Here is a 24,680-nt window from a genome sequence, read left to right on the forward strand (position 1 = left end):
GCGCGGTTCCGACTCACTTGGCCCAGGTGTCGCGCAGGGTCACGCTGCGGTTGAACACCGGCGTGGCAGCGCTGTGGTCGCGGCGATCGGCCACGAAGTAGCCGGTGCGCTCGAACTGGAACGACTGCTCGGGCGCCGCCTGCGCCGCGCTCGGCTCCACATAGCCGCGCACGCTGCGCTTGGACTCCGGGTTGAGATAGTCGCGGTAGGTCTTGCCTTCGGACTCGTCATCGGGCTTTTCCACCGAGAACAGACGGTCGTACAGGCGGATTTCCGCTTCCACCGCATGTGCGGCGCTGACCCAATGGATGGTGCCCTTGACCTTGCGGTTGGCGCCCTCCATGCCGGGACGCGATTCCGGATCCAGCCAGCCGCGCAGCTCGACGATCTCGCCCGCAGCGTTCTTGATCACCTCGTCCACGCGCGCAATGCCGGCGCCGCGCAGGCGGATCTCGCCACCGGGCACCAGGCGCTTCCAGCCCTTGGGCGGGACTTCGGCAAAATCCTCGCGCTCGATCCACAGCTCGCGTGCGAACGGCACCTCACGCGTGCCGAAGCTCTCGTCCTTGGGATGATTGGAAAACTGCAGCGTCTCGGCGTGGCCCTCGGGCAGGTTGGTCAGCACCAGCTTGAGCGGGTCGACCACCGCCATGCGGCGCGCCGCGGCCGCATCCAGATCCTCGCGCAGGCAGCCTTCCAGCACCGAGAAATCGATCAGCGAGTTCTGCTTGCTGATCCCCACACGATCCACGAACAGGCGCATCGCCGCCGGTGTATAGCCGCGCCGGCGCAGGCCCTGCAGCGTGTACATGCGCGGGTCGTCCCAGCCATCCACCAGCTGTTCTTCCACCAGCGCGGTGAGCTTGCGCTTGCTCATCACGGTGTAGTTGATGTTCAGGCGCGAGAACTCGATTTGGCGCGGCTTGGCGGCCTCGCGCGGCAGGCCCTTGTCCAGCAGCGGCTGCAGCAGCTCCGGATGTGCGGCCAGGTCCACCTTGTCCACGCACCAGTCGTAGAGCGGGCGGTGGTCTTCGAATTCCAGCGTGCACAGCGAATGGGTGATGCCTTCCACCGCATCGCCCAGCGAATGCGCGAAGTCGTACATCGGGTAGATCGGCCAGGCGTTGCCGGTGTTCTGGTGCTCGACATGCTTGATGCGGTACAGCGCCGGGTCGCGCAGGTTGATGTTGCCGCTGGCCATGTCGATCCTGGCGCGCAGGGTGCGCGCGCCATCGGGGAATTCGCCGGCACGCATGCGCCGGAACAGGTCCAGGTTTTCCTCGACGCTGCGCTCGCGAAACGGCGAATTGCGGCCGGGCTCGGTCAGCGTGCCGCGGTACTCGCGCACCTGTTCGGCGGACAGGTCGCAGACGAAGGCATGGCCGTCGCGGATCAGTTTTTCCGCAGCCAGGTAGTACACCTCGAAGTAGTCCGAGGCATGGCGCAGCTGCGCCCATTCGAACCCCAGCCAGCGCACGTCGTCCTGGATGGCGACCACGAACTCGGGGTCTTCCTTGGCCGGGTTGGTGTCGTCCAGGCGCAGGTTGCACAGCCCGCCGAATTCGGCCGCCAGGCCGAAATCCAGGCAGATCGCCTTGGCGTGGCCGATGTGCAGATAGCCGTTGGGCTCGGGCGGGAAGCGGGTGCGGATGACCGTGTGCTTGCCGCTGGCCAGATCCTCGCGGACGATCTGGCGGATGAAGTCTTTCTTCTCCGCCGGGGCGGTGGCGTCGGTGGCTAGGGTCTCGGACATGCGCGCATCAGCAATAGGTAAACCGCAAGTTTAGGCGGTGGCACCGGTTTAGGGGTAGGCGGCGGGGGATGTTGCGTGGTGGGCTGGTGCTTTCCGCTGTGGCGTGAAGCGCCAGCAGGCCCGTTGGCCAGTGCCACCAATGCCACCAATGCCACCCAGTGGGGCCACGGGCCTGCTCAAGGCCGCTATTGGCTGCGGCATGTGGCTGTCGGCGAGACGGTTGCGCCGGTGGGTAAAGGCGTGCCGGGAGCGCCCGATCGGCCACGGCTGGCGGTCGCCGGCCCCGACGCGTACGCTGCGCCGACCTTCTGCAGCGAGCAGCGCATGCCTTTGCCCCGCCTGGTGATCGGCGACAAGACCCTGTCTTCCTGGTCGCTGCGCCCGTGGCTGCTGCTGCGGCACTTCCAGGTACCGTTCGAAGAAGTCCGCCTGCCGCTGGACACGCCCGAGTTCCAGGCGCGCATTGCCGGTTATTCGCCGACGCGCAAGGTGCCGGTGCTGTGGGACGACGCCCTGCATGTCTGGGACTCGCTGGCGATCTGCGAGTACGTCAACGAGCGCTGGCTCGCCGGCCGCGGTTGGCCGGCCGAGCTGTCGGTGCGGGCGCAGGCGCGGGCGGCTGCGGCTGAAATGCATTCGGGCTTCGTCGCGTTGCGCACCCAGCTGCCAATGAATCTTGCTCGTCAGCCCGGCCCCGCCCACTGGGACGCGGCCGCCGAGCGCGACATCACCCGCATCCAGGCGCTATGGGCCAGCCTGCGCGCCGAGCACGGCCATGCTGGGCAGTTTCTGTGTGGCGACTTCGGCATCGTCGATGCCATGTTCGCCCCGGTCGCATTGCGTTTTGCCAGCTACGGCGTACCACTGTTCGAGACTGCCGGGGATTACCTGGCCGCGCTGGATGCGCTGCCGGCACTGCGCGAGTGGACGCAGGGCGCCGAGCGCGAACGTCTGGAGCGCGGCTGACATGCAGATCGCGTATCGCGCCAGCCACATCATCGACGCGCACCTGGCCAAGCACGCGCTGGAAGATGCCGGCATCACCGCCTTCGTGTTCGGCGAATCGCTATTGGGCGGTGCCGGCGAGCTGCCCGCCTTCGGCGTGCTGCAGGTCTGCGTGGCCGACCTGCACCTGAGCCAGGCGCAGGCGGTGCTGGCAGACATCGGCCTGTGCGGCGAGGTCACCCGCGCGCTGTAGCGCAGCACCAGTCGTAGGAGCGCACCGGGGCGCGACGGGCGTTACCGGTAAAGCCTCGTCGCGCCCGGGTGCGCTCCTACGCTGGTAGGCGCTCGGGATTGATGGCGCGCATCATCCCGGCTGATGCTACCCGTTGGCGGCCCTCGGTCAGTGCGGCGAGGCACCCGCGCGCTGTAGCGCAGTACCAGTCGTAGGAGCGCACCGGGGCGCGACGGGCGTTAGCGGTAAAGCCTCTTCGCGCCCCGGTGCGCTCCTACGACGTGCACCCATCATCCTGGCTGACGCCACCCGGGCGGCGCGGCCTCCGGCGCCGCCAGCGCCCGCAGGCGTTTGAACAGCACGGTGGTTTCGGCCACGTTCCAGACCCGTAGCGCGACCTCGAAGGTGTCCAGCGGTTTGGTCAGAAAGTCCTTGGCACCCAGGCCCAGGGCGCGGTGGCGCGCGCTGCGGCTGGGGTCGGCGGTGAGCACGATCACCGGCAGGAAGTGGCCCGGATCGGACAGCCGCGCCAGTTGTTCCAGCAGCGCGTAGCCGTCGAGTTCGGGCATCTTCAGGTCCAGCAGGATCAGGTCCGGCGCGAATGCCGACACCAGCCCCATCACCCGCAGCGGGTCGGTGGTGGCGATGACCTGCTGGAAGCCTTCGCGCTGCAGCAGGTCTTCGAGCAGCCGCACATTGGCCGGCTCGTCGTCGACGATGAGGATGCGCGAGCCGAGGATTTCGTCGCGTGTCATGCCAGTAGTCCGTCGATCACAGTGAAGAATTCCGCCACGTCGAGCGGCTTGGTCAGATACGCACGCACGCCCTGGTTGCCGACGCGCGCCAGGGTGGCGGTGGTGGCATCGGCACTGATCACCACCACCGGCACGCCGGCCGTGGCCGGCTGCGCCTGCAGCTCGTGCAGCAGGTCTTCGCCGCTGCCATCGCTCAGATGCAGGTCCAGCAGGATCAGGTCCGGGACACCGTGCTGCAGCAGTTCGCGCGCCTGCGCCAGGCTGGCCGCCTCCAGCAGCTGCCATTGCGGGCGACGTTCGCTGAGGGTGCGGATCAGGGCCTGGTTGGACGGGTTGTCCTCGATGCTCAGCAGCCGGCACACGCCGCTGCCCGTGTTACTGGGCGGCACGCTGGTGCGCGCCGGCTCGCGGCGCTGCGGTTCGCCCTGCGGCAGCGCGATCCAGAAGCGTGCGCCATCGCGGCTGCTGTCCACGCCGATGCGCCCACCCATCGCCTCGATCAGCCGCTTGCTCAGTGCCAGGCCCAACCCGGTGCCTTCCACCGCCGAGCGCTCTGCACCCAGCCGCTCGAACGGCGTGAACAGCCGCTCGATCTGCGCCGGCGTCAGGCCCGCGCCCTGGTCTGCGACCGTGATGCGCACCTGCTCGCCGTCCGGCTGCGCGCTCACCTGCACCTGGCCGCCGGTGCGGTTGAACTTGACCGCATTCGACAGCAGGTTGAGCAGCACCTGGCGCAGCCGCTGCGCATCGGCGCGCACCGTCCACGGCCCGTCGATGGCCGCCGGTTGCAGCGCGATGCCGTGCTTGTCCGCGTCCGGCGCGATCAGGCCCAGGGCCTCGTGGACGGCCGCGCGGACCGAGATCGGTTCCGGGCTCAGGTCCAGTTGATCGGCCTCGATGCGCGCGATGTCCAGCAGCTCGGTGATCAGCCCCAGCAGGTGCCGGCCGGCGCCGAGGATATGCTGCAGATGACGGCGGTGCCCGGGTTCGGGCAGATCCATTTCCAGCACCTGCGCATAGCCCAGGATCGCATTGAGCGGCGTGCGCAATTCGTGGCTGCTGCGCGACAGGAATTCGGTCTTTGCGCGGTTGGCGGTTTCCGCCTCGCGCCGCGCCAGTTGCGCTTCGGCCGCACGTGCGGCGAGCAGCTCGCTGGCCTGGGCCAGGCGCTGGCCGACCTGGCCCAGCTCATCGCCGGCACGTGGCTGTGGTGCCAGCGGCAGGCCTTCGCCCAGCCGGTCGGCGTTGGCGGCCAGCGTGCGCAGGCGCCCGGAGAGCGCCGAGGCAAACCACGCCACCGCAAACACCGCGCCCAGGCCGCCGAGCATTGCCGCACTCAGGGTGATGATCAGGTTGCGCTGGCGCAGCCCTTGCGCCTTGGCGGTACGCACCTGCAATTGCGCGGTTTCGTAATTGCGCAGTTCGCGCAGTTCGGCACGCAGGATGTCGAGCTTGTACTTGCCGTCCCACAGCTGGCGGATCTCTTCCTCGCGGCTCAGATCCGGCGCCAGCAGACGGCGCCAGCCCTGCATCTTTTCCGCAAACAAGGGCTTGATGCGCGCGAACCGCTGCGCCTGCCCCGGGTCGGTGATGCGTTGCGACAGCCGCTCTGCCACCCGTTGCAGGCGCGGCTCGGCATCGCGGTACGGGGTGAGGAATTCATCGCGGCGCACCAGCCGATAGCCGCGCACGCCGGCTGCGGTTTCGGCCAGTAGCGCATGGGCTTCGTACAGATCGCTCAGCACTTCCAGCGTCTGCCGCACATCGTTTTCGGCAGCGATGTTCTGCCGCTCCACGCTGTAGATCGCCATCAACGCGACCGCCAGCAGCAGCAAGGGCAGGGTCACCACCGCCAGGCTCTTGCGGGTGATCGGCCAATCGTTCCAACGCACCGCCACTGCATTCATAGCGCGAGTCCGGCTTGGACCGCGTACACCGCGGCCTGGGTGCGATCTTTTACCTCAAGTTTCTGCAGGATTCGCTCCACATGCACTTTGACCGTGCCGGGAGAAATCCCCAGTTCAGCTGCCAGGGTGGCATTGGTGAGGCCGCGCGGCAGCAGTGACAGCACCTGTTTCTCGCGCTTGCTGAGCGAGGCGAGGCGGTCGTCCTGCACCGGCTTGCGCCGACGCGTGGCGAGCGGTTTGGCCGGTTCGGCCACCATCGCCGGCAGCAGCAGTGCGAAGGCCTGCAGCGCCTGGACGTCATCGTTGCCGGGGGCGGGGCGGTTGTCGTTCCAGGCCACGCACAGCATGCCGAGGGTGCTGCCCAGCGCATGGATCGGCATCTTGGCCTCGCGGATATCGGCCGGGCGCGGCGGCATCAGCCATGCGGCCTCATGGCTGTCGCCGGCCGCGCTGGCTCCGGGCGGCAATGCGCGGCCGCGGCTGGCCAGCACCTGCGCGCGCGGCCCGCGCTGTGCCAGCACCGCGCCATGTTCCAGGCCCAGCAACAGCAGCACCCGGCCCAGCACCGCGTCGCAGGCCTGCTCCGGCGTCTGTGCCTGGCGCAGCGCCACCGCCGCCTCCCACAGCGCCTGCCAGCGTGCGCTGTCGGATGCCTCGCGTCGCAGCGTCAGGCGCCAATCGCCAGCGTTGGTAGGGGTTTCCATAGGTTCGCTCTAGGCCGATCAGCATATTTGAGTATATGCCACCCGGCAGAATTGTTGGGGCCGCTTGGTTTCGATACTGCGCTTGCCCGATGAGGCACCCCCATCCACCACACGGAGATTTCCCATGCGTCGCACTCTGTTCTCTCTGGTTCTGGCTCTGGCTGCCACCCCGGCGCTGGCTGGCGGCGTGATGCACTACACCGACAAGGCCACGTTGCCGGCAGGCGGCGAAGAACGCGAAGTCGCGTCCCTGTTCGACACCTGGAACGCGGCGCTGGCCACCGGCAATCCGGACAAGGTGGCCGATCTGTACGCCCCGGACGGCGTGTTGCTGCCGACCGTGTCCAATGAGGTACGCGCCTCGCGCGCGCAGATCGAAAAGTACTTCGAGATGTTCCTGACCAAGAAGCCGCAGGGCGTGGTCAACTACCGCACCGTGCGCGTGCTCGATGACGACAGCGCAGTGGATGCCGGCGTCTATACCTTCACGCTGACCGACAAGGACGGCAAGCAGAGCAAGGTGCAGGCGCGTTACACCTTCGTGTACGAAAAGCGCGACGGCAAGTGGCTGATCATCAACCACCACAGCTCGGCGATGCCGGAAGTGGACACCGCCACCGCCTCGTTGACCAGGAAGTGATGCCGCATCGGCCGTAGTGGCTTGAAAGCCGCTACGGCCGGCGCCATCCAGCAGGCAATCCTCACGATTGCGGAGTTGCACCATGCTGGGAATCGGCGCTTTCAAACAACGTATGCCACGTCCGGGCGAGGCGTTACCCGGACGCGAGCAGGCACTACCGCTCCACAACACCCACCTGATCAACGGCCATCCGTTGCGCGGGGAATTCACCGGCCTGGCCCAGGTGCAATTCGGGCTTGGCTGCTTCTGGGGTGCAGAACGCAAGTTCTGGAACCTGCCAGGGGTGTACACCACGGCAGTGGGCTATGCCGGCGGCGAAACACCCAACGCCACCTACGGCGAAGTGTGTTCCGGGCAGACCGGCCACACCGAGGCGGTGTTGGTGGTCTATGACGCAGAGAAGGTGTCGTTCGCGCAACTGCTGCGCACGTTCTGGGAAAGCCACGACCCCACCCAGGGCATGCAGCAGGGCAACGATGTGGGCACGCAGTACCGCTCGGCGATCTATTGCACGACACAGGCGCAATACGACGCCGCGCTAGCCAGCCGCGATGCGTACCAGCAGCAGCTGGACGCCGCCGGGTATGGCGCCATCACCACGGAGATCCGTTTCCCGGCGCCCACGTTCTATTACGCCGAAGACGATCACCAGCAGTATCTCGCCAAGCATCCCAACGGCTATTGCGGGCTTGGCGGAACGGGAGTGAGCTGCCCGATCGGGCTGGATGCCTGACGGAAAGGCGGGCCGGATTGAAGCGCTGTCATCCACGTGATCGTGGCGGCGTGCCGATGGCCAACAGTGACCGGCAGCGTTCTCACGATCAGGCAGCGCATGGGAGTGCATGCCAGGCAACTCGAATGGCTACGTCGGAGACGACGTGGCCATCTTTTTTGTGTGGGGCGTACGCAAGACGCGCCGGCGCCGCTGCGGGTGGCCGAGCGGCGAACCGGCCCGACGGATCATTGCGGTCAATCCCGACGGCCAATCGGTGCAATGGATCGGTGCGGCGACCCGCTCCACCCAGTCAGCGCAGCCAATGCGCCTCAGTGCAGCCAATGCGCCGGGTGCGACTGAATCCGCTGGATCAGACGAACTCGCCGGCGAACATGCCGCGCAGCTGGGCCAGCATGTCGGTGCGTTCCGGATGCAGCAGTCGCATGCAGGCAAGCGCGAAGCCGACCGGGCTGGTGCCGGGCGCGGTGATCACGCCGTCGGCGCTCACCACCTTTTCGTGCCGGTATTGCGCAGCACCGGCGTACGGCACCACGTGTTCCTGCAGGAAAGCCAGCGCGTTGCTGGTATGCGCGCGTTCGTCGAGCAGGCCGGCATAGGCCAGGGCGATGGTGGCACCGCAGATCGCGGCGACCGGGCGCTGGTGCTGCACGCGCTCGACCAGCAGGCCGCTCAGTCCGGGGATTTCGCCTGCTTGCCAACGCTCGCTGCCGGGCAGGATCCACAGATCGGCATCCAGCGGCGCCAGATCGGAGAGGGCGAAGTCCGGGGTGATGCGCAGCCCGCCGATCGACTGCACCGGCTGACCATCGATGCTGGCGATGGCGACCTGGTCGCCGAACCATTCGCGCGCCGCCGGCAGGACGATGCCAATTTCCCAGTCGGCCACGCCGTCGACCATCACCACTGCAATGTTTGCCATTGTCCGCTACGCCAGTTGAGGAACCCGGATTCTAGGCAGTGCGGGTCGGGCGGGTGTAAGCGATGTGTGGAGAGCGACGTCGATGTGCTCTTCGATCAGACCAAACAGACGCTTGGCAGCCCGGCGGCGGCCGCGCAGGCGTCAACATGCCCGCACGCTCAGCGATGCCCGGCAAGGCCACCCTTGGCCGGCTGCAGTTCCCGCGCCAGTCTCGCACGCCGAGCTGGGCGAGAATGGCCGCGGTGGAACGGGCGTATTCGCCTTGGAGAAAGCCATCGATCGGCCGGCATCGCCACGCGTCGTGGCGTCAGCATGTCGCGCAGCCAGACGATGCAAATCAAAACGCCTGCAGCCAGGAGGCTGCAGGCGTCGTCGGTGCGACCCGTGGCGCTGCAATCAGCCGGCGAGCTTGTCGGTGATGGTTTTGCGCAGTGCCTGCAGATCCTTGGCGAAGGCATCGATGCCGCTGGCCAGCTTTTCGGTGGCCATCGGGTCGGCCGCCAGATCGGTGGCGAAGCGGTCGCTGTCGATCGGGGTGATCTGCGTGTTGTTGGCCTGCGCAGGCGAGAGCTTGCGCGGCAGCTGGCCGTGTTCGGCATCGAGCTTTTCCAGCAGCTCCGGCGAGATGGTCAGGCGATCGCAACCGGCCAGCGCTTCGATCTGCGCGGTGGAGCGGAACGAGGCGCCCATCACCACGGTGGACGAGCCACGCTGCTTGAACTCGTTGTAGACCGTGCGCACGAACACCACGCCCGGGTCTTCGTCGATGCTGGCCGGGGTCTGGCCCTGGGCGACGTAGTAGTCCAGGATCCGGCCCACGAACGGCGAGATCAGGAACACGCCGGCCTCGGCACAGGCCAGCGCCTGCGAGCGGTTGAAGATCAGGGTCAGATTGCAGTCGATGCCTTCGCGCTGCAGCTGGCGGGCCGCTTCGATGCCTTCCCAGGTGGCCGCGATCTTGATCAGGATCTTGTCCTTGGACACGCCACGCTCGGCATACATCGCGATGAACTTGCGCGCCTTGGCGATGGTCGCCTCGGTGTCGTGCGCCAGGTCGGCATCGACCTCGGTGGAGACACGGCCCGGCACCAGTTCGGCCAGCTTGACGCCGACACCGATGGTGAGGCGGTCGGCCACTTCGTTGACGGTGGCGGTGCGGTCTTCGCCGCCATGTTCGCGGCCCCAGGCCAGTTCGCGCTCGATCAGATCGGCATAGACCGGCAGGTCCAGGGCCTTCTTGACCAGGGTGGGATTGGTGGTGCAGTCGACCGGCTTCAGACGCTTGATGGCGTCGTAGTCGCCGGTGTCGGCAACGACGACGGACAGGTCACGCAGCTGGGCAAGCTTGGAGGGAGATGCAGTCATGCGGGTTCTCTCGAATCGTGGAACGGGTCGTGGATAGGACGCAGCGCGCTACGGTAGCGCGCCTGGCGTGGGAAGTCAGGCGCCGGCCAGCGCATGTTGATCGTGCACGGCACTCACGCGCAGACGCAGGTCGCGCCCGTCGGGCGTGCGCCAGTCGATGCTCTGGCCGACCGACAGGCCGAGCAGCGCACTGCCGACCGGCGCAAGCACCGAGATGCGGCCGTGCTGCACATCGGCCTCGTGCGGATACACGAGGGTGAGCGTATGCCGTTCGCCATGCAGCTCATCTTCGCAATCGATGCGGGAGTGCATGGTGACGACATCGCCGGGAATCTGGTCGGGCGGCACGACGCGTGCACGGCCCAGTTCGTCACTCAGCGCGGTGGCGGCCGGGTGCTTGTTGAATGCGGGGGAATCGAGCAGGGCCTCAAGCCGGGCGAGGTCATGGCTGGAAACCAGGATGGACGGCGGCAAGCCGCTGTGGTGCTGCGAAGTCATGGCAATCTCCTTGACGACTACCGCTCGCCGACATGGTGAGCGTCACTCACCAGATGAGGGCGCCCCTGCCCGATCGCAATGCATGGCGAGATGGGGCAGCGCATGCCACCGTTGAGGCCGGCGCGGCACCGCGCGTTTCGGGCCGTGGCCAGGGATCAGGCAAGCGCGGCAATGCGTCAGCACACGCCGCGCGCGTCAGCGCCCTGCGACGGGATGGAGTCCGTCGCAGTCAATGACGCCGCAGCTGCCGGCCGTGTCCAGATGCATCGCACCGTCACCAGCGGCCAAACAAAAAACGACGCTTGCGCGTCGCTTATGTCCGAGAACAGGTGAAAAAACATCCTGCCAAGCAATCGCAGCCATGAAACGATCTTGCGATTCCCGATTCCCGATTCCCGATTCCCGATTCCCGATTCCTAGGCCGCAACCGCCTTGGGACCCGTCACCGGCTGGTCCAGCGTAAACAGGCTCTCCGGCAACTCCTTGAACAACTGCGCCAGCTGCTCCAGGAACGCTGTCATGGCCGAGCTGCGGCGCCAGGCCATGGCGATGCGGCGGCTGGGTTGCTTGTCCTCGCGGAAGCGGATCAGGCGGATGTTCTCCGAGCGTGCGACCGGTGGCTTGACCGCCAGCAGCGGCAGCAAGGTCACACCGACGTTGGCGGCCACCATCTGGCGCAGCGTCTCCAGGCTGGTGGCCTGGAACTCGGATTTTTCCAGGGCGCCGGCAAGATGGCAGACATCCAGCGCCTGCTCGCGCAGGCAGTGGCCATCTTCCAGCAGCAACAGCCGCTGCTCGGACAGATCGTCCAGCGTCATGCTGTCATGGCGCGACAGCGGATGACCTTCCGGCACGGCCAGCACGAAGGGTTCCTCGAACAGGAATTCGGCATGCAACTGCTCATCCTGCAACGGCAGTGCGAGCAGCGCCGCATCCAGGCGGCCTTCGCGCAGCTGGTGCACCAGCTGATCGCTCTTTTCCTCGATCAGCAGCAGTTCCAGGCGCGGGAAGCGCTCGCGGATCCGCGGCACCACATGCGGCAACAGGTACGGCGCCAGGGTGGGAAAGATGCCCAGCCGCACGGTGCCCGCTTCCGGATCCTGGCTGCGCCGCGCGGCTTCCTTCATCTGTTCCACTTCGGCCACGATGCCGCGTGCGCGCATCGCCGCCTCGCGGCCGGCCGGGGTCAGCATCACCTTGCGCGGCGCACGTTCCACCAGCGGCACGCCGAGCTCGTCCTCGAGTTTCTTGATCTGTGTGGACAGCGTCGGTTGACTGACGAAGCACGCCGTCGCGGCACGGCCAAAATGCTTGTGGTCGGCCAGGGCGACCAGATATTTCAGGTCACGCAGATTCATGTGCAGCAGCCCTCATTGCGGTGACGGGGGACGCCTGGAGCGTAGCGCCCGGCCGGGCCGGGCGCTGACTCGAGTGCGCTTACGCAGCCTGGGCGACGTTGTCGGCGCTGACCGGTGCGCTGGAGCGGATCAGGTGGTCGAACGCGCTCAACGCAGCCTTGGAACCTTCGCCCATCGCGATCACGATCTGCTTGTACGGCACCGTGGTGGCATCGCCGGCCGCGAACACGCCCGGAACATTGGTCTGGCCGCGATCGTCGACGATGATCTCGCCGCGTGGCGACAATGCAACCGAACCCTTGAGGAATTCGGTGTTGGGCAGCAGGCCGATCTGCACGAACACGCCTTCCAGATCGACGTGCTGGATGTCGCCGCCGGTGCGGTCCTTGTAGACTAGGCCGGTGACCTTCTGCCCATCGCCCAGCACTTCGGTGGTCTGCGCACTGGTGATGATGCGCACGTTGTGCAGGCTGCGCAGCTTGCGTTGCAGCACTTCGTCGGCGCGCAGCTTGTCGTCGAACTCCACCAGCGTGACATGCGCCACGATGCCGGCCAGATCGATCGCGGCCTCGACACCGGAATTGCCGCCGCCGATCACCGCCACGCGCTTGCCCTTGAACAGCGGGCCATCGCAATGCGGGCAATAGGCCACGCCCTTGTTCTTGTACTGGTCTTCGCCCGGTACGTTCATCTGCCTCCAGCGCGCGCCGGTGGACAGGATCACGGTCTTGCTCCTGAGCGAGGCGCCATTGGCCAGCTTGATCTCGATCAGGCCATCGGCACCGGCCGGGATCAGCTGCTCGGCGCGCTGCAGGTTCATGATGTCCACGTCGTACTGGCGCACATGCTGCTCGAGCGCGGCAGCCATCTTCGGGCCTTCGGTTTCCGGCACCGAGATGAAGTTTTCGATCGACATGGTGTCCAGCACCTGGCCACCGAAACGCTCGGCGGCCACGCCGGTGCGGATGCCCTTGCGTGCGGCGTACACGGCCGCTGCCGAGCCGGCCGGGCCACCGCCGACCACCAACACGTCGAACGCGTCCTTCGCAGCGATTTTTGCGGCATCGCGCTTGGCCGCATTGGTATCGAGCTTGGCGACGATCTGCTCCAGCGTCATGCGGCCCTGGTCGAACAGCTCGCCGTTCAAGTAGACGGTGGGCACCGACATGATCTGGCGGGTTTCCACTTCGTCCTGGAACCACGCACCATCGATGGCCACGTGCTTGATGCGCGGGTTGAGCACAGCGGCAAGGTTCAGCGCCTGCACCACGTCCGGGCAGTTCTGGCACGACAGCGAGAAATAGGTCTCGAACTGGTAGTCGCCATCCAGATGCTGCACCTGCTCGATCACGTCGGCGGCAGCCTTGGACGGGTGCCCGCCCACCTGCAGCAGCGCCAGCACCAGCGAGGTGAACTCGTGGCCCATCGGCAGGCCGGCAAAGCGCAGCGAGATGTCCTGGCCGGGCGTGGTCAGCGCGAACGAAGGCTTGCGCTGGTTGTCGTCGCGGTGGATGTCTAGGCTGATCTTGTCCGACAGCAGCACCAGGTCCTCGAGCAGGTCGAGCATTTCGCGCGAGCCGGCGCTGTCGTCGATCGAGGCATTGATCTGGATCGGCCGCGTGACCCGTTCCAGGTAGGCGGTCAGCTGGGTCTTGAGGTTGGCATCCAACATGGAGAACTCCTGGGAATGGGCAAGGGGAGGGCGTGGCGTCGCTGCGGTGGGGCAGGTCGCCGGGGAGGAGGGGATGAACCGCAGCCGGCGCGATGTCGGGAATGCGTGCTGGCGATGGCTGGCGGGCAGCCCGGCACCGGCTCCGGTTCACCCCCGGCCCAGTGCTGGGCCGGAGATGTCCTTGCGGCCTGAGGACAGGCCGCAAGGGATGGTCGATTTAGATCTTGCCGACCAGGTCCAGCGACGGAGCCAGGGTCTTGGCGCCTTCCTTCCACTTGGCCGGGCAGACCTGGCCAGGGTTGTTGGCGACGAACTGGGCAGCGGTCAGCTTGCGCAGCGTCTCGGTGACGTCGCGGGCAATGGAGTTGTCGTGGATTTCCAGAGTCTTGATGACGCCTTCCGGGTTGATGATGAAGGTGCCGCGCAGGGCCAGGCCTTCTTCTTCAATGTGCACACCGAAGGCACGGGTCAGCTTGTGGGTCGGGTCGCCGATCAGCGGGAACTGCGCCTTGCCCACGGCCGGCGAGGTTTCGTGCCACACCTTGTGCGAGAAGTGCGTATCGGTGGTGACGATGTAGACCTCGGCGCCTGCCTTCTGGAACGCGGCATAGTTGTCGGCGGCGTCTTCCACTTCGGTCGGGCAGTTGAAGGTGAAGGCGGCCGGCATGAAGATCAGCACCGACCACTTGCCCTTCAGGCTGGCCTCGGTGACTTCGATGAAGTTGCCGTTGTGGTACGCATTCGCCTTGAACGGCTGGACCTGGGTGTTGATGAGAGACATTGAGTTTCCTCGTGCGGTGAAGGGGACGGGGGATGGAACAGTCGCCATGGTAGGCAGGATCGATAGATTTCTCAAATCGATTGATGGAATTGTATAGATAGGCTGTGGCTATCGAGTGCGCAGACGGCGTCTGCCGCTGCAGGGGCAGATTCCATCTCCGATAATGGTCGGCCGATGTTGCGCATGAGTGAATGAACCGTATGAGCGAGGACCCGGACGGTCTTGCCGCCGAGCAACTGTTGCGACGGGCAGTGGAGCGAATCGACCGCAGCGATGCCGAGCCGCTGCTGCTGCACGCGCTGGGCCGCGAGCGTGCCTGGTTGTTCGCGCATGGCCGCGACCCGGTCGACCCGTCTGTGGCCCAGGCGTTCGAAGCGCTGGTGCAGCGGCGCCAGGCCGGCGAGCCGGTGGCGTATCTGACCGGCAGCCGTGGGTTCTGGACGCTGGAGCTGGCGGTCTCCACTGCCACGCTGATCCCGCGCGCCGACACCGAGCTGCTGGTCGAACTGGCACTCGAGCGCCTGGACGGCCTGCCTGGCCGCCGCGTTGCCGATCTGGGCACCGGCAGCGGGGCGATCGCGCTGGCGATCGCCAGCGAGCGGCCGCAGGCACAGGTGATTGCCACCGACGCCAGTGCGGCGGCGCTGGCGGTTGCCCAGCGTAATGCCGACAGCCACCGGTTGCGCAATGTCGACTGCCGGCAGGGCAGCTGGTTCGCGCCGCTGGCCGGCGAGCGCTTCGATTTGGTTGCCAGCAATCCGCCGTATATCGCCGCGCAGGATCCGCATCTGCGCCAGGGCGATCTGCGCTACGAGCCGGCCAGTGCGCTGGCCTCCGGCCCCGACGGCCTGGACGACATCCGCCTGATCGTTGCCGATGCGCCCGCGCATCTGCTGCCGGGCGGCTGGTTGCTGCTCGAACATGGCTGGGACCAGGGCGCGGCGGTGGCCGAGCTGCTGCGGGCGCGCGGCTTCGATGCGGTGGCGACCCATCAGGACCTGGAACAGCGCGATCGGGTGACGTCAGGGCGCTGGTCGCGCGCTGCGGACGGACTAGGCGGCTAGCCACAGTTAGGCTAGCCACGGTGAAAAGCGGTCGTCAGGTGGGTGCAGATGGCGCGCTCTGCCCCCGGCCAGGCGCAGGGGGCAGTCCGTTCCGGGCGGCGACCGCGCCTGCCTGACGGCGCCTGCGGGCGTCTTGGATCAGCTGCACCAGGCCTTCGTGTACCGCCGTGCACCTGGCCCTGGTCGATCGCGTGGGTGCGCCCGGCGTGGGTGCGCCGGCTGCCGATACACTAGTGGTTTCCCGCAGGACCGACGCATGCGCACGCTCTATCCCGAGATCACGCCGTACGACCACGGCACCCTCCAGGTCGACGACCGCCACACCCTGTATTTCGAGCAGTGCGGCAATCCGCAGGGCAAGCCGGTGGTGATGCTGCATGGCGGCCCCGGCGGCGGTTGCAACGACAAGATGCGGCGCTTCCATGACCCGGCCAAGTACCGCATCGTGCTGTTCGATCAGCGTGGCGCAGGCCGCTCCACCCCGCATGCCGATCTGGTGAACAACACCACCTGGGACCTGGTCGCCGATATCGAACGCTTGCGCACGCACCTGGGCATCGCGCGCTGGCAGGTGTTCGGCGGCAGCTGGGGCTCGACGCTGGCGCTGGCCTACGCGCAGACCCATCCGCAACAGGTCACCGAGCTGGTGTTGCGCGGCATCTTCCTGCTGCGCCGCTTCGAGCTGGAATGGTTCTACCAGCAAGGCGCCAGCCGGCTGTTCCCGGATGCCTGGGAGCACTACATCAACGCGATTCCGCTGGTGGAGCGCGCCGATCTGATCTCTGCCTTCCACCGCCGCCTCACCAGCGACGACGAAGCCACGCGTCTGGCCGCGGCCAAGGCGTGGAGCGTATGGGAAGGCGCCACCAGCTTCCTGCATGTGGACGATGATTTCGTCACCGGGCATGAGGACGCGCACTTTGCACTGGCGTTCGCGCGCATCGAGAACCACTACTTCGTCAACGGCGGTTTCTTCGAGGTCGAAGACCAGCTGCTGCGCGACGCGCACCGCATCGCCGATATCCCCGGCGTGATCGTGCAGGGGCGTTACGACGTGGTGTGCCCGATGCAAAGCGCCTGGGATCTGCACAAGGCCTGGCCGAAGGCGCAGCTGCAGGTCAGCCCGGCCGCCGGTCATTCGGCATTCGAGCCGGAAAACGTCGATGCGCTGGTGCGCGCGACCGATGGGTTTGCCTGAGCGCAACCGGGAGCGTGCACGGGAAGCTGCAGCAGCGCTCGCGCGCCAGCGGTAGGAGCCCACCCGGGCGCGACGTAGGGTAACGGGACGGCCTGTCGCGCCCGGGTGCGCTCCTACGAGGCAACCGTCGTCACCGAGGCTGCGGATCAGCGCCGCCGCATGCCCCGTAGGAGCGCGCCTGCGCGCGATAAGGCGTTACCGATGACGCCCCATCGCGCGCAAGCGCGCTCCTACCGTGATTGTCGGTTTCAGGGCGGCAGCAATGCCTGTGCCAGTGGCGGCAGGATGCGTGCCAGTCGCCGTGCCCAGGCCTGCTGGCCGGTCGCGTCGGCGATCAGGTCCTGGCGGATCTCCAGCTCCACATGCAGCAGGCCGCGGCCTTCGCCGTAGACCGGAATCGCGTAGTCGCTGCTGTCGCTGACCGCATACGGCTGGTTGTCGCCGACCACCAGATCCGGCTCCTCGCGCAAGGCCTGCAGCAGGCGGTGTGCCAGCCGGGTGTCGCGGTTGTACAGCACGCCGGCATGCCAGGGCCGCGCAGTGCCGGCCATGATCGGTGTGAAGCTGTGCATCGACACCAGCACGGTCGGTTGCCTGCGCTGTGCACGCGCATCCAGCTCCGCCGCGATGCGCGCGTGGTATGGCGCGAAGATCTCGTCGATGCGTTGCTGCCGCGCGTCGGCCGACAGCTGCAGGTTGCCCGGAATCGAGGTGCCGTCGCTGACCTCGGGCATCAGCGTGGCCGAACCGTGCGGGCGATTGCAGTCGATCACCAGGCGCGAATAGGTCTGCGCGATGGCGATGGCATCCAGCGCATCGGCCAGCAGGCGGGTGACCCCGGCAATGCCGATATCCCAGCCGATATGGCGGTCCAGCGCATGCTGCGGCAGGCCGAGATTGGCCAGCCGCGCCGGCACGCGTTGACCGGCGTGGTCGGCGATCAACAGCCACGGCGAGGCGGCCTGCGGGTTGTGCACGCTGAAGGCTGCCGGATCGTCGGCGCCCAGCAGGCGGTAAGCGGTCGCTTCAGCCACGCGGGGTGCCGTCCAGTGCGTGATCGACCAGATACAGCCCGGCCCACAGCTTGGGATCCATCTGGTAGCCCTCGGCCATCTTCTGCACCAGCCAGGCGCCGACCTGCGCGCGCGGGATCTCGTGCACGGTGATGTCCTCGCTGGCATCGCCGCCGCCCGCGCCGACCTTGCGCAGGCCGGTGGCGCGCACGAAGGCGATCTTCTCGCTGCTGGCGCCGGCCGAGGTGGGGCCGATCATCAGCACTTCGGCGTGCTCGGCGGTCCAGCCGGTTTCTTCTTCCAGCTCGCGAATGGCCGACAGCTCGATCGACTCGTCGGCATGCACGTCGCCGACCAGGCCGGCCGGCATTTCGATGGTGCGCGCCTGCAGCGGCACGCGGAACTGCTCGACGAACAACATCGCATCGTCCGGGGTCACCGCCACGATGATCGCGGCCAGGCCGCCGGCATGCACGCGCTCGGAATATTCCCAGGTGCCGCGCACGACCATGCGCTGGTACTTGCCTTCGTAGACCACGGTGGGCGGGGTGTCGTGTCGGTTCATGGATGCAGACCTTGTTCCAGGGAAACGGGAGTGCGCGGTGCCGGCGCGCCACTGCACGCGGCCAGCAACCGGCGCCGGGTGAGCGGGCCAAAGCGCAGGCTCTCGCACAATCCGCTCAGCATGTCCGTATCGGCTTGCGTGCGCGTGAAACCGGCAGCGGTCAGCGCCAATGGCGCGTCAAGGGCGATGGTGGTGAGCTGGCGCCACAGCAATGCGTGTTCGCGTTGCTCGCGCAGGCGCGCGGCCATCTGCGCCGCGCCGCGCAGGCGCAGGAACGGAATCTCGTCGATGCGTTCCAGTAACGCATCCAGGCTGCCGAAATGCGACAGCAGGACCGCCGCCGATTTGGCGCCGATGCCGGTGACGCCGGGAATGTTGTCGATCGCATCGCCGCACAGCGCCAGGTAGTCGGCGATCTGGTGCGCATGCACGCCGTGGCGCGCCTTGACCCCGTCCATGCCCCAGCGCAGGTTGCGCGCGTAATCCCACTGTTCGTCGTGCTCGAGCAGCAGCTGCGACAGGTCCTTGTCGGCCGACACGATCACCCCGCGCAGGCCGTGCGCACGCACGCTGTGCAGGGCACTGCCGATCAGATCGTCGGCCTCGTAATCGCGGTGCGCCAGCACGCTCAGGCCCAGCGCGGCGCACAGCGCCTTGCAATGTGCGAACTGGCGCCGCAACGCATCCGGTGCCGGGGTGCGATTGCCCTTGTAGGCCGGGTAGATCGCATGCCGAAAACAGCTGTCCAGCGCCTCGTCGAAGGCGATGGTGATGTGCGCGGGGTCCTCGCGCTCGAGCAGGTCGAGCAGGAAACGGGCAAAGCCGTGCACGGCATTGGTCGGCCAGCCCTGCGCATCCTGGAATTCATCCGGGATCGAATGCCAGGCGCGGAACACGTACAGGCTGGCATCGACCAGATACAGCGGGGTCGGGCGAGTGACCGCCAGGGGCACGCCTGCAAGCGTGGGGGTGTGCGTGGTCACGGGGTCCAGTCGCGCAGCAGCGCACGCGGGTGCGGGCGCTCGCGCTCGGGCACCTGCATGCGCGGGGTGCCGATATGGATGAAACCGGCGATGCGCTCGTTCTGCTCCAGGCCAAGATAGCCGGTCACCGCCGGGTCGTAGGCCATCCATGCGGTCAGCCACTGCGCGCCGAAGCCATGCGCCTGCGCGGCCTGCAGCAGCGCGAAACACACGCAGCCGGCGGTGAGCAGCTGTTCCTGCTCGGGCACCTTGTGCCCGGGGCGCAGTGTGGCGATCACCACGACCACCAGCGGCGCATCATTGAAGCGGTTGCGGTCTTTTTCCACTGCTGCGGGCGGCGCCAGCGGGTCGGCGGCCTGGGTGCGCTCGGCCAGGAAATCGCCCAGTGCCTGGCGTGCGTCACCGCTGATGCGCAGAAAGCGGAACGGCACCAGCTTGCCGTGGTCGGGCACGCGCACTGCCGAGGCGAGCATGCGCAGCAAGGTGTCGTCATCCGGGCCGGGTTCGCCCAGCTGTTTGGATGGGACCGAGCGGCGCGCGTCCAGCGCCTGGAGCGAATACGGTGCGTGCATAATTTCGGGTCGAGGCGAGGATGCGGGCAAGTATAGACGGGCCCTTCCCAACGTCCGCCGCATCATGGGCGGCGGGCCGAGGTCGGCCCGGTCGTGACATCCCTTCCGTGTTCGTCCTGTGCGCTGCCCGATGACCCAGTTCGTGTCCACCCCCGTGCTTCCCAGCCGCAACCCGCAGCTGCTCGATCAGGTACGCGAGATCGTGCTGGTGCCGCTGGCCGATGCCTTTGTCCAATTCCAGGATGCATTGGCCGAGGCACTGTTCCGGCTGGCGGCCGATGCCGGCACGGCCCAGAACGACTTTCTGGAAGCCATCCAGGCGGTGCGGCAGCAGCGCGAGCCGATCACTGCGCGTTTTCGCGGGCATCTGGCCAAGGCCTGGCAGGGACTGGAAGCCGGGCGGCCGTTGTCGGCCGATCGCAGCCTGGGGCGCGGTGCGGCCGGGCTGACCCTGCTGCCCGAGCAGGATCTGGAGGTGCGCCTGGCGGTACGCAATCTGGCCGGCGCGCTGCAGCACCAGTGGCGCCCGGAGCTGATGCGGCTCAATCGCTATCTCGGCTTCATTGCCGGCGGGCTGCGTATCGACGGCGACAGCAATCCGTTCGGGCCGGAGCATCTGGGCGTGGCCCTGTACGAGGCCTTTCAGGGAGTGCCGCTGGCGCCGAAGGCGCATCTGGCGGTGATCAAGGTCTGCGAGCAGCACCTGATGGAACGCATCGGCCAGCGCTATGGCGCGCTGGAACAGGCGCTGGTGCAGGTGGCGCGCTTGCGCGAGCTGCCGCAGCCACGCAGCCGGCGGCGTGGCATTCCGCGCCAGGACGACGGCGCAGGCGCGCAGGCCGCCGAGACGCCGGACTGGATTGCGCGCTTCTTTGCCGGCTGGTCGGGCGGGCAGGGCGCGTTGGCCGGCGGCGGGGCGATCGACGTGCATCTGCGCAGCGGCCGCGCGCTGCTGCCGGCGGGCCTGCACCAGTTGCTGCAGCATGCACGCCGCCAGCGCGAACCCGATGCGGATATCGATACGCCCGGCTTTGCCGCGCGGCGTCTGCTGTCGCCGCGCGAGGTGGTCTCGGCGCTGTCGCTGCTGCAGACCATGCCTGCGGCCGGTTTCGACGCCATCGACGGTGCCGGCCTGGGCCTGGCGCGTGGCCTGCGGCAGCAGCTCAGGCGTGCCGCTGCCGCGCTTGGCGTGGATCCGGCCACCACCTGCCTGAACCCCGACGACGACGACGCGCTGGATCTGGTGGCCCTGCTGTTCACCGCGATCCTGGTGCAAAGCCATCTGTCCGATGCGCAGCGCAGTGTGCTCGGCCAGTTGCTGGTGCCGATGGCCAAGCTGGCGATGCTGGACGGCCTCCTGTTCGTGCGCGATGGCCACCCGGCGCGTCGCCTGCTCAACCTGTTGGTGGAGGCCTGCGACGGCAATGCCGGCGAAACTGCGGCAGAACAGGCCTTGCTCGGCCAGGTGCAGGCGGTGGTCGATACGCTCGTGCGCGATTTCGACGAGCATCCGGGGGTGTTTCTGACGCTGGAAGCAGAGTTCGGTGCCAGTTACGCGCACTACCGTCGTCGGGTGGAGATCGCCGAGCGCCGTGCCAACGAATTGCAGCACGCCGAAGAGCGCCGCGAACGCGCACGCAGCACCGCCGCGCAGGCGCTGGCCGAACGCCTGGCGCGCGGGCCGCTGCCGCCGCTGGTGGCGCATTTTCTCGGCCGCGTCTGGCAGCCGTATGTGCAACAGGCGGCGTTGCGCGGCGACGGCGGCGGCCCGGCGCTGGAGGCCGCGGTGGCCCTGGGCGATGCGGTACTGGCGCAACTGACGGCTGCCCATGGCGACACGGCGCTGGAGGCGCAGCGTGCGCAGCTGCTGCAGGCCTTCACCCTGGCCGGGCTGGCGTCATGCGAGGCCGGGCGGGCCGTGCAGGAGTTGCAGCATGCGCTGGTGTCCACGCCCCCGGTCGCGGTGACCGGGCCGCCCGATCCGGTCCTGCGCGCGCCAACCCTGGCCGCGCTGCTCCCGAGCCCCGCTCCAGCCGACCCGGTCGGCGCGCCGCTGAACCCGATGCTGGACGCCAGCGCGCAGGTGGCATTCGATCGCGTCACCGCCGATTTCTTCCGTGCCATGCCGGTCGGCACCTGCCTGGACTTCATCGACCGGCAGGGCCGTGCGCAGGCCGGCAAGCTGTCGTGGATCAGCCCGATTTCCGGGCGGCTGATGTTCGTCAACCGGCGCGGCGGGCGGTTGTGCGTGTCCTGGCCGGAGGAGCTGGCGATGATGGCGCGGTTGGACCGGCTGCGCCTGCATCGCGACGACGATGCGTTCTACGGCGCGATGCAGGACGTGGTCGATGCGCTGGAGCGGCCGTACAGCCTGGAGGCTTAACCCCCGCAGGCGATGAACGCGCGTGGGCAAGCGCCACCGCAACGATGCAGCTAGGATGTTGGCTTGACACGCAAACCTTGGGCGGTCACGAGTAAAGTGCGAACGGTGTCACACTTAACAAACGAGCGAAACGCCTACCATGCGGTGGCGGAATTTGGGGCCGCGTCTGCTGTTTCTCGTTTGAATATTTTCACGCCTGCAGGGGCGGGGAGCCTTTGCGCATGACTTTTCAGCCCAGTCCGTCGGGACATCCGGGCCGTGACCAACGCTTGCTCGAACAGGCGCACGCCGTGTTCGTGCCCCCACTCGCGCAGGTGTTCGCAGCTGCCGTCGCACACTTTGACGATGTGCTGTTCGATCGCGCCGAGTCCGCCGGCGCATCGCAGTTGCTGTTTCTCGATGGCATGCGCGAGTTGCGCCGCAAGCGCGACGAGGTGGCCACGCAGTTCCGCCAGCAGCTGGACGACGGCTGGCAGGCGTTGCTGCTGGGCGAGCCCTTGTCGGCCGAGGTGGTCCTGGCAGGGGACATCGGCACCGGCCCGCTGAGCCTGGTGCCCGAACACGTGCTCGAGTCGCGGCTGGCGGTGCGCAATCTGGCCACCGTGCTGCTGCGCGACTTCAAGCAGGTGCTGGCGCGGGTGGACCGCCGCCTGGGCTGGATTGCCGGCGGCCTGGAGCTGGTGGCCGATACCAATCCGCTGGGTCCGGAACATCTGGGCGTGGCGATCCACGAAGCCTTCGCCACCTGCGACCTGGCGCCGGAAGTGCGCCTGGTGCTGATCAAGCTGTGCGAGCGCGACCTGGCCGAGTCGATCGGCAAGCTGTATGCGCGTCTGGACGAGACGCTGGCCAAGGCCGGCGTCATGCCGGAGATCTCCCAGCCCAAGCGCCCGCCGCCGCGCGCGCAGCCCCGGGGCGAGACGCCCGAAGAGCGCGTCCAGGCCGCGGCCCAGGGCGCTGCTGCGCAGATGGGCGGCGACGATCTCAATGACCAGTACGCACCGGCCTGGGCCAACCGTTTTCTGGACCGCTGGGCACATAGCCGCGGCCGCATGCAGGCTGCCGCCCAGCGCGGCCAGGCCGACGGCGGCGGTGCGGGCGGCATGGACGGTGGCGAGGCCGATCATCCCGGCGGGAGCCAGGGCATGCTGCTGGAGGCGCTGCACGAACTGCTGCAGCAAACCCGCAGCGTGCGCGACAACGCCGCCTCTGCCGCCTCGGTGGCGGTGGGCCAGCAACGCCCGCTGAGCCAGCGCGAAATGATGTCGGTGCTGTCGTTGCTGCAGGCCACGCCGAGCGCGACGCTGCAGGCGGCCATCGGCGACGACACCGAATCGCTGGCCCAGCGGCTGAAGAACGAAGTGCTGTCCAGCGCCACCCGGCTGGGCGTGGATCCGGCCACCGCGCGCCTGGACCCGATGGACGAGGATGCGATCGATCTGGTCGGCATGCTGTTCGACGTGATGCTGGACGAACGCGACCTGGAAAACCGCTCGCGCGAAATGATCGGCCGCCTGGTGGTGCCCTTCGTCAAGGTCGCGCTGCTGGACCGCAAGATGTTCGTGCAGAAGACCCATCCCGCGCGGCGCCTGCTCAACTCGCTGGCCGAGGCCTGCGAAGGCAACAACGGCGACAGCGCCGCCGAGCGCGTGTTGATGGGCAAGGTCGAGGAAATCGTCGACCGCCTGGTGGCCGAGTTCAACGAGAACCTGGCGATCTTCATGACCCTGGAAGAGGAATTCCGCGATTTCCTGTCCCAGCACCGGCGCCGGGTGGAGATCGCCGAGCGCCGCGCCACCGAAACCCAGCGTGGCCAGGAAAAGCTCGAGCTGGCGCGCAGCCGCGCGCTGTCGGAGCTGGAACAGCGCACCCAGGCCGGCACGCCGCTGCCCGGGGCGGTGGAGGATTTCCTGCGTCAGCCGTGGCTGCATCACCTGACCATGGCGATCCTGCGCGACGGCGACGAAGGTCCCGGCACCCTCGAGGCCCTCGCCCTGGCCGACGGCGTGCTCGAAGAACTGGCCGAGGCACGTCGCCACATCGTCGGCAAGCCGTGGCTGCAGGTCTGGCAGCCGGCCCTGCATCGCGTGTTCGCCAGCATCGGCCTGCACGGTGATGCGGTGGTGGTGGCGATCAGCGCGCTGCACGACACCCTGCAGGCGATCGCCGAAGCGCGTCCGGAGCTGGAAAAGGCCTTGCCGGAGCTGCCGCAGGTCAATCTGCCGCCGCCGGCTGCCGAAAGCGTCAGCGTGGTGCTCGGCGCCGAAGCGGTGGCGCAGAGCATCGACAGCGCCGATGCCGAGCGTTTCCGCGCGATGGATATCGGCACCTGGCTGGATTTCGTCGACAAGGACGGCAAGGTGCAGGCAGGCAAGCTGTCGTGGGTGAGTCCGATCTCGCAGCGGCTGCTGTTCGTCAATCGCCGCGGCGTGCGCTTCTGCGTCGCCTCGCCGGAGGAACTGGCGGTGATGGTGCGCCTGGGCCGGCTGCGCGAACACATCAACGATGGCGCGTTCGACAGCGCGATGCAGGGCGTGATCGATCGGCTGGATCCGCTGCATAACAGCACGGTGCACTGAGCGGCAGTCACCGCGTTGCCGCGTCGTGGTTGATCAGCACAGGGCCGTACGATTGCGA

22 protein-coding genes are annotated in these 24,680 nt (G+C 67.7%); 8 read left to right on the forward strand and 14 right to left on the reverse strand.

Going from position 1 to position 24,680, the window contains the following annotated elements:
- Nucleotides 1–13 precede the first annotated feature (13 nt).
- On the reverse strand, nucleotides 14–1,753 hold the full coding sequence (locus H7A86_RS04365) for a glutamine--tRNA ligase/YqeY domain fusion protein (RefSeq protein ID WP_119130783.1): 1,740 nt from the start codon (nucleotides 1,751–1,753) through the stop codon (nucleotides 14–16).
- A gap of 324 nt (nucleotides 1,754–2,077) precedes the next feature.
- Between H7A86_RS04365 and H7A86_RS04370 the strand changes: the two genes are divergently transcribed.
- Complete coding sequence (locus tag H7A86_RS04370) at nucleotides 2,078–2,719, forward strand: glutathione S-transferase family protein (RefSeq protein WP_119130934.1); 642 nt, start codon at nucleotides 2,078–2,080, stop codon at nucleotides 2,717–2,719.
- A 1-nt stretch (nucleotide 2,720) separates the two neighbouring features.
- The gene (locus H7A86_RS04375) at nucleotides 2,721–2,951 is read left to right on the forward strand and encodes a putative signal transducing protein (protein WP_039409981.1); all 231 of its coding nucleotides are present in this window, start codon (nucleotides 2,721–2,723) and stop codon (nucleotides 2,949–2,951) included.
- 269 nt (nucleotides 2,952–3,220) lie between these two features.
- On the opposite strand, the gene H7A86_RS04380 is transcribed toward H7A86_RS04375, so the two are convergent.
- From H7A86_RS04380 to H7A86_RS04390, 3 genes are read right to left on the reverse strand one after another with little or no spacing between them, the layout of a single operon-like run.
- Entirely contained in the window at nucleotides 3,221–3,685 is a 465-nt protein-coding gene (locus H7A86_RS04380) for a response regulator (RefSeq protein WP_104585035.1), read from the reverse strand.
- Nucleotides 3,682–5,592, reverse strand: coding sequence for an ATP-binding protein (locus H7A86_RS04385; RefSeq protein WP_119130784.1), 1,911 nt, complete (start codon nucleotides 5,590–5,592; stop codon nucleotides 3,682–3,684). Before H7A86_RS04385 ends, H7A86_RS04380 begins: the two co-directional genes overlap by 4 nt.
- Nucleotides 5,589–6,296, reverse strand: coding sequence for a helix-turn-helix transcriptional regulator (locus tag H7A86_RS04390; protein WP_119130785.1), 708 nt, complete (start codon nucleotides 6,294–6,296; stop codon nucleotides 5,589–5,591). The genes H7A86_RS04385 and H7A86_RS04390 overlap by 4 nt, the downstream gene beginning before the upstream one ends.
- 124 nt (nucleotides 6,297–6,420) lie before the next feature.
- Between H7A86_RS04390 and H7A86_RS04395 the strand changes: the two genes are divergently transcribed.
- Both H7A86_RS04395 and msrA read left to right on the forward strand, forming a co-directional pair.
- Nucleotides 6,421–6,936 carry an SgcJ/EcaC family oxidoreductase gene (locus tag H7A86_RS04395; RefSeq protein ID WP_104649472.1) on the forward strand — a complete coding sequence of 172 codons (516 nt, stop codon included), beginning with the start codon at nucleotides 6,421–6,423 and terminating at the stop codon, nucleotides 6,934–6,936.
- Between the two features lie 82 nt (nucleotides 6,937–7,018).
- Nucleotides 7,019–7,669 (forward strand): peptide-methionine (S)-S-oxide reductase MsrA, encoded by a 651-nt coding sequence (gene msrA, locus H7A86_RS04400; RefSeq protein WP_104585043.1) that lies wholly within the window; start codon nucleotides 7,019–7,021, stop codon nucleotides 7,667–7,669.
- Nucleotides 7,670–8,021: 352 nt separating this feature from the next.
- On the opposite strand, the gene H7A86_RS04405 is transcribed toward msrA, so the two are convergent.
- From H7A86_RS04405 to ahpC, 6 genes are all read right to left on the reverse strand, one after another.
- Complete coding sequence (locus H7A86_RS04405; RefSeq protein WP_119130786.1) at nucleotides 8,022–8,591, reverse strand: type 1 glutamine amidotransferase family protein; 570 nt, start codon at nucleotides 8,589–8,591, stop codon at nucleotides 8,022–8,024.
- 396 nt (nucleotides 8,592–8,987) lie between these two features.
- Nucleotides 8,988–9,956, reverse strand: a complete 969-nt coding sequence (gene tal / locus H7A86_RS04410; RefSeq protein ID WP_119130787.1) for a transaldolase — start codon at nucleotides 9,954–9,956, stop codon at nucleotides 8,988–8,990.
- Between the two features lie 75 nt (nucleotides 9,957–10,031).
- Nucleotides 10,032–10,454, reverse strand: coding sequence for a nucleoside diphosphate kinase regulator (gene rnk / locus H7A86_RS04415; protein ID WP_016900728.1), 423 nt, complete (start codon nucleotides 10,452–10,454; stop codon nucleotides 10,032–10,034).
- 416 nt (nucleotides 10,455–10,870) lie between these two features.
- Complete coding sequence (locus H7A86_RS04420; protein WP_104649474.1) at nucleotides 10,871–11,812, reverse strand: LysR substrate-binding domain-containing protein; 942 nt, start codon at nucleotides 11,810–11,812, stop codon at nucleotides 10,871–10,873.
- Between the two features lie 79 nt (nucleotides 11,813–11,891).
- Nucleotides 11,892–13,484, reverse strand: coding sequence for an alkyl hydroperoxide reductase subunit F (gene ahpF / locus H7A86_RS04425; RefSeq protein WP_104585049.1), 1,593 nt, complete (start codon nucleotides 13,482–13,484; stop codon nucleotides 11,892–11,894).
- Nucleotides 13,485–13,701: 217 nt separating this feature from the next.
- Nucleotides 13,702–14,265 carry an alkyl hydroperoxide reductase subunit C gene (gene ahpC / locus H7A86_RS04430; protein ID WP_003488826.1) on the reverse strand — a complete coding sequence of 188 codons (564 nt, stop codon included), beginning with the start codon at nucleotides 14,263–14,265 and terminating at the stop codon, nucleotides 13,702–13,704.
- 200 nt (nucleotides 14,266–14,465) lie between these two features.
- Here ahpC and prmC point away from each other — a divergent pair, with 200 nt between their 5' ends.
- Together prmC and pip are read left to right on the forward strand one after the other, a co-directional pair.
- Nucleotides 14,466–15,329, forward strand: a complete 864-nt coding sequence (gene prmC, locus H7A86_RS04435; RefSeq protein ID WP_119130935.1) for a peptide chain release factor N(5)-glutamine methyltransferase — start codon at nucleotides 14,466–14,468, stop codon at nucleotides 15,327–15,329.
- A gap of 256 nt (nucleotides 15,330–15,585) precedes the next feature.
- Nucleotides 15,586–16,527 (forward strand): prolyl aminopeptidase, encoded by a 942-nt coding sequence (pip, locus tag H7A86_RS04440; protein ID WP_104585053.1) that lies wholly within the window; start codon nucleotides 15,586–15,588, stop codon nucleotides 16,525–16,527.
- A gap of 248 nt (nucleotides 16,528–16,775) precedes the next feature.
- Here the strand turns inward: pip and H7A86_RS04445 are convergent, their stop codons facing one another.
- The 4 genes from H7A86_RS04445 to H7A86_RS04460 are packed head-to-tail and all read right to left on the reverse strand — an operon-like array spanning nucleotide 16,776 to nucleotide 19,660.
- On the reverse strand, nucleotides 16,776–17,561 hold the full coding sequence (locus H7A86_RS04445; protein WP_119130789.1) for an N-formylglutamate amidohydrolase: 786 nt from the start codon (nucleotides 17,559–17,561) through the stop codon (nucleotides 16,776–16,778).
- On the reverse strand, nucleotides 17,554–18,105 hold the full coding sequence (locus H7A86_RS04450) for an NUDIX hydrolase (protein WP_005988855.1): 552 nt from the start codon (nucleotides 18,103–18,105) through the stop codon (nucleotides 17,554–17,556). The genes H7A86_RS04445 and H7A86_RS04450 overlap by 8 nt, the downstream gene beginning before the upstream one ends.
- The gene (locus H7A86_RS04455) at nucleotides 18,102–19,088 is read right to left on the reverse strand and encodes a 5'-3' exonuclease (RefSeq protein ID WP_119130790.1); all 987 of its coding nucleotides are present in this window, start codon (nucleotides 19,086–19,088) and stop codon (nucleotides 18,102–18,104) included. Before H7A86_RS04455 ends, H7A86_RS04450 begins: the two co-directional genes overlap by 4 nt.
- Nucleotides 19,085–19,660, reverse strand: coding sequence for a nitroreductase family protein (locus tag H7A86_RS04460; protein WP_119130791.1), 576 nt, complete (start codon nucleotides 19,658–19,660; stop codon nucleotides 19,085–19,087). The genes H7A86_RS04455 and H7A86_RS04460 overlap by 4 nt, the downstream gene beginning before the upstream one ends.
- A gap of 130 nt (nucleotides 19,661–19,790) precedes the next feature.
- Here H7A86_RS04460 and H7A86_RS04465 point away from each other — a divergent pair, with 130 nt between their 5' ends.
- Nucleotides 19,791–22,043, forward strand: a complete 2,253-nt coding sequence (locus tag H7A86_RS04465; RefSeq protein WP_119130792.1) for a DUF1631 domain-containing protein — start codon at nucleotides 19,791–19,793, stop codon at nucleotides 22,041–22,043.
- Nucleotides 22,044–22,264: 221 nt separating this feature from the next.
- On the forward strand, nucleotides 22,265–24,622 hold the full coding sequence (locus H7A86_RS04470; protein WP_119130793.1) for a DUF1631 domain-containing protein: 2,358 nt from the start codon (nucleotides 22,265–22,267) through the stop codon (nucleotides 24,620–24,622).
- The last annotated feature ends 58 nt before the right edge of the window (nucleotides 24,623–24,680 follow it).

The organism is Xanthomonas euroxanthea, from assembly GCF_903989455.1.
GTDB classification, from domain to species: Bacteria; Pseudomonadota; Gammaproteobacteria; order Xanthomonadales; family Xanthomonadaceae; genus Xanthomonas; species Xanthomonas euroxanthea.

Coding starts and splice junctions, on each gene's coding strand:
- H7A86_RS04365 (WP_119130783.1), bottom strand. CDS start 1,753: ATGTCCGAGACCCTAGCCACCGACGCCACCGCCCCGGCGGAGAAGAAA.
- H7A86_RS04370 (WP_119130934.1), top strand. CDS start 2,078: ATGCCTTTGCCCCGCCTGGTGATCGGCGACAAGACCCTGTCTTCCTGG.
- H7A86_RS04375 (WP_039409981.1), top strand. CDS start 2,721: ATGCAGATCGCGTATCGCGCCAGCCACATCATCGACGCGCACCTGGCC.
- H7A86_RS04380 (WP_104585035.1), bottom strand. CDS start 3,685: ATGACACGCGACGAAATCCTCGGCTCGCGCATCCTCATCGTCGACGAC.
- H7A86_RS04385 (WP_119130784.1), bottom strand. CDS start 5,592: ATGAATGCAGTGGCGGTGCGTTGGAACGATTGGCCGATCACCCGCAAG.
- H7A86_RS04390 (WP_119130785.1), bottom strand. CDS start 6,296: ATGGAAACCCCTACCAACGCTGGCGATTGGCGCCTGACGCTGCGACGC.
- H7A86_RS04395 (WP_104649472.1), top strand. CDS start 6,421: ATGCGTCGCACTCTGTTCTCTCTGGTTCTGGCTCTGGCTGCCACCCCG.
- msrA (WP_104585043.1), top strand. CDS start 7,019: ATGCTGGGAATCGGCGCTTTCAAACAACGTATGCCACGTCCGGGCGAG.
- H7A86_RS04405 (WP_119130786.1), bottom strand. CDS start 8,591: ATGGCAAACATTGCAGTGGTGATGGTCGACGGCGTGGCCGACTGGGAA.
- tal (WP_119130787.1), bottom strand. CDS start 9,956: ATGACTGCATCTCCCTCCAAGCTTGCCCAGCTGCGTGACCTGTCCGTC.
- rnk (WP_016900728.1), bottom strand. CDS start 10,454: ATGACTTCGCAGCACCACAGCGGCTTGCCGCCGTCCATCCTGGTTTCC.
- H7A86_RS04420 (WP_104649474.1), bottom strand. CDS start 11,812: ATGAATCTGCGTGACCTGAAATATCTGGTCGCCCTGGCCGACCACAAG.
- ahpF (WP_104585049.1), bottom strand. CDS start 13,484: ATGTTGGATGCCAACCTCAAGACCCAGCTGACCGCCTACCTGGAACGG.
- ahpC (WP_003488826.1), bottom strand. CDS start 14,265: ATGTCTCTCATCAACACCCAGGTCCAGCCGTTCAAGGCGAATGCGTAC.
- prmC (WP_119130935.1), top strand. CDS start 14,466: ATGAGCGAGGACCCGGACGGTCTTGCCGCCGAGCAACTGTTGCGACGG.
- pip (WP_104585053.1), top strand. CDS start 15,586: ATGCGCACGCTCTATCCCGAGATCACGCCGTACGACCACGGCACCCTC.
- H7A86_RS04450 (WP_005988855.1), bottom strand. CDS start 18,105: ATGAACCGACACGACACCCCGCCCACCGTGGTCTACGAAGGCAAGTAC.
- H7A86_RS04460 (WP_119130791.1), bottom strand. CDS start 19,660: ATGCACGCACCGTATTCGCTCCAGGCGCTGGACGCGCGCCGCTCGGTC.
- H7A86_RS04465 (WP_119130792.1), top strand. CDS start 19,791: ATGACCCAGTTCGTGTCCACCCCCGTGCTTCCCAGCCGCAACCCGCAG.
- H7A86_RS04470 (WP_119130793.1), top strand. CDS start 22,265: ATGACTTTTCAGCCCAGTCCGTCGGGACATCCGGGCCGTGACCAACGC.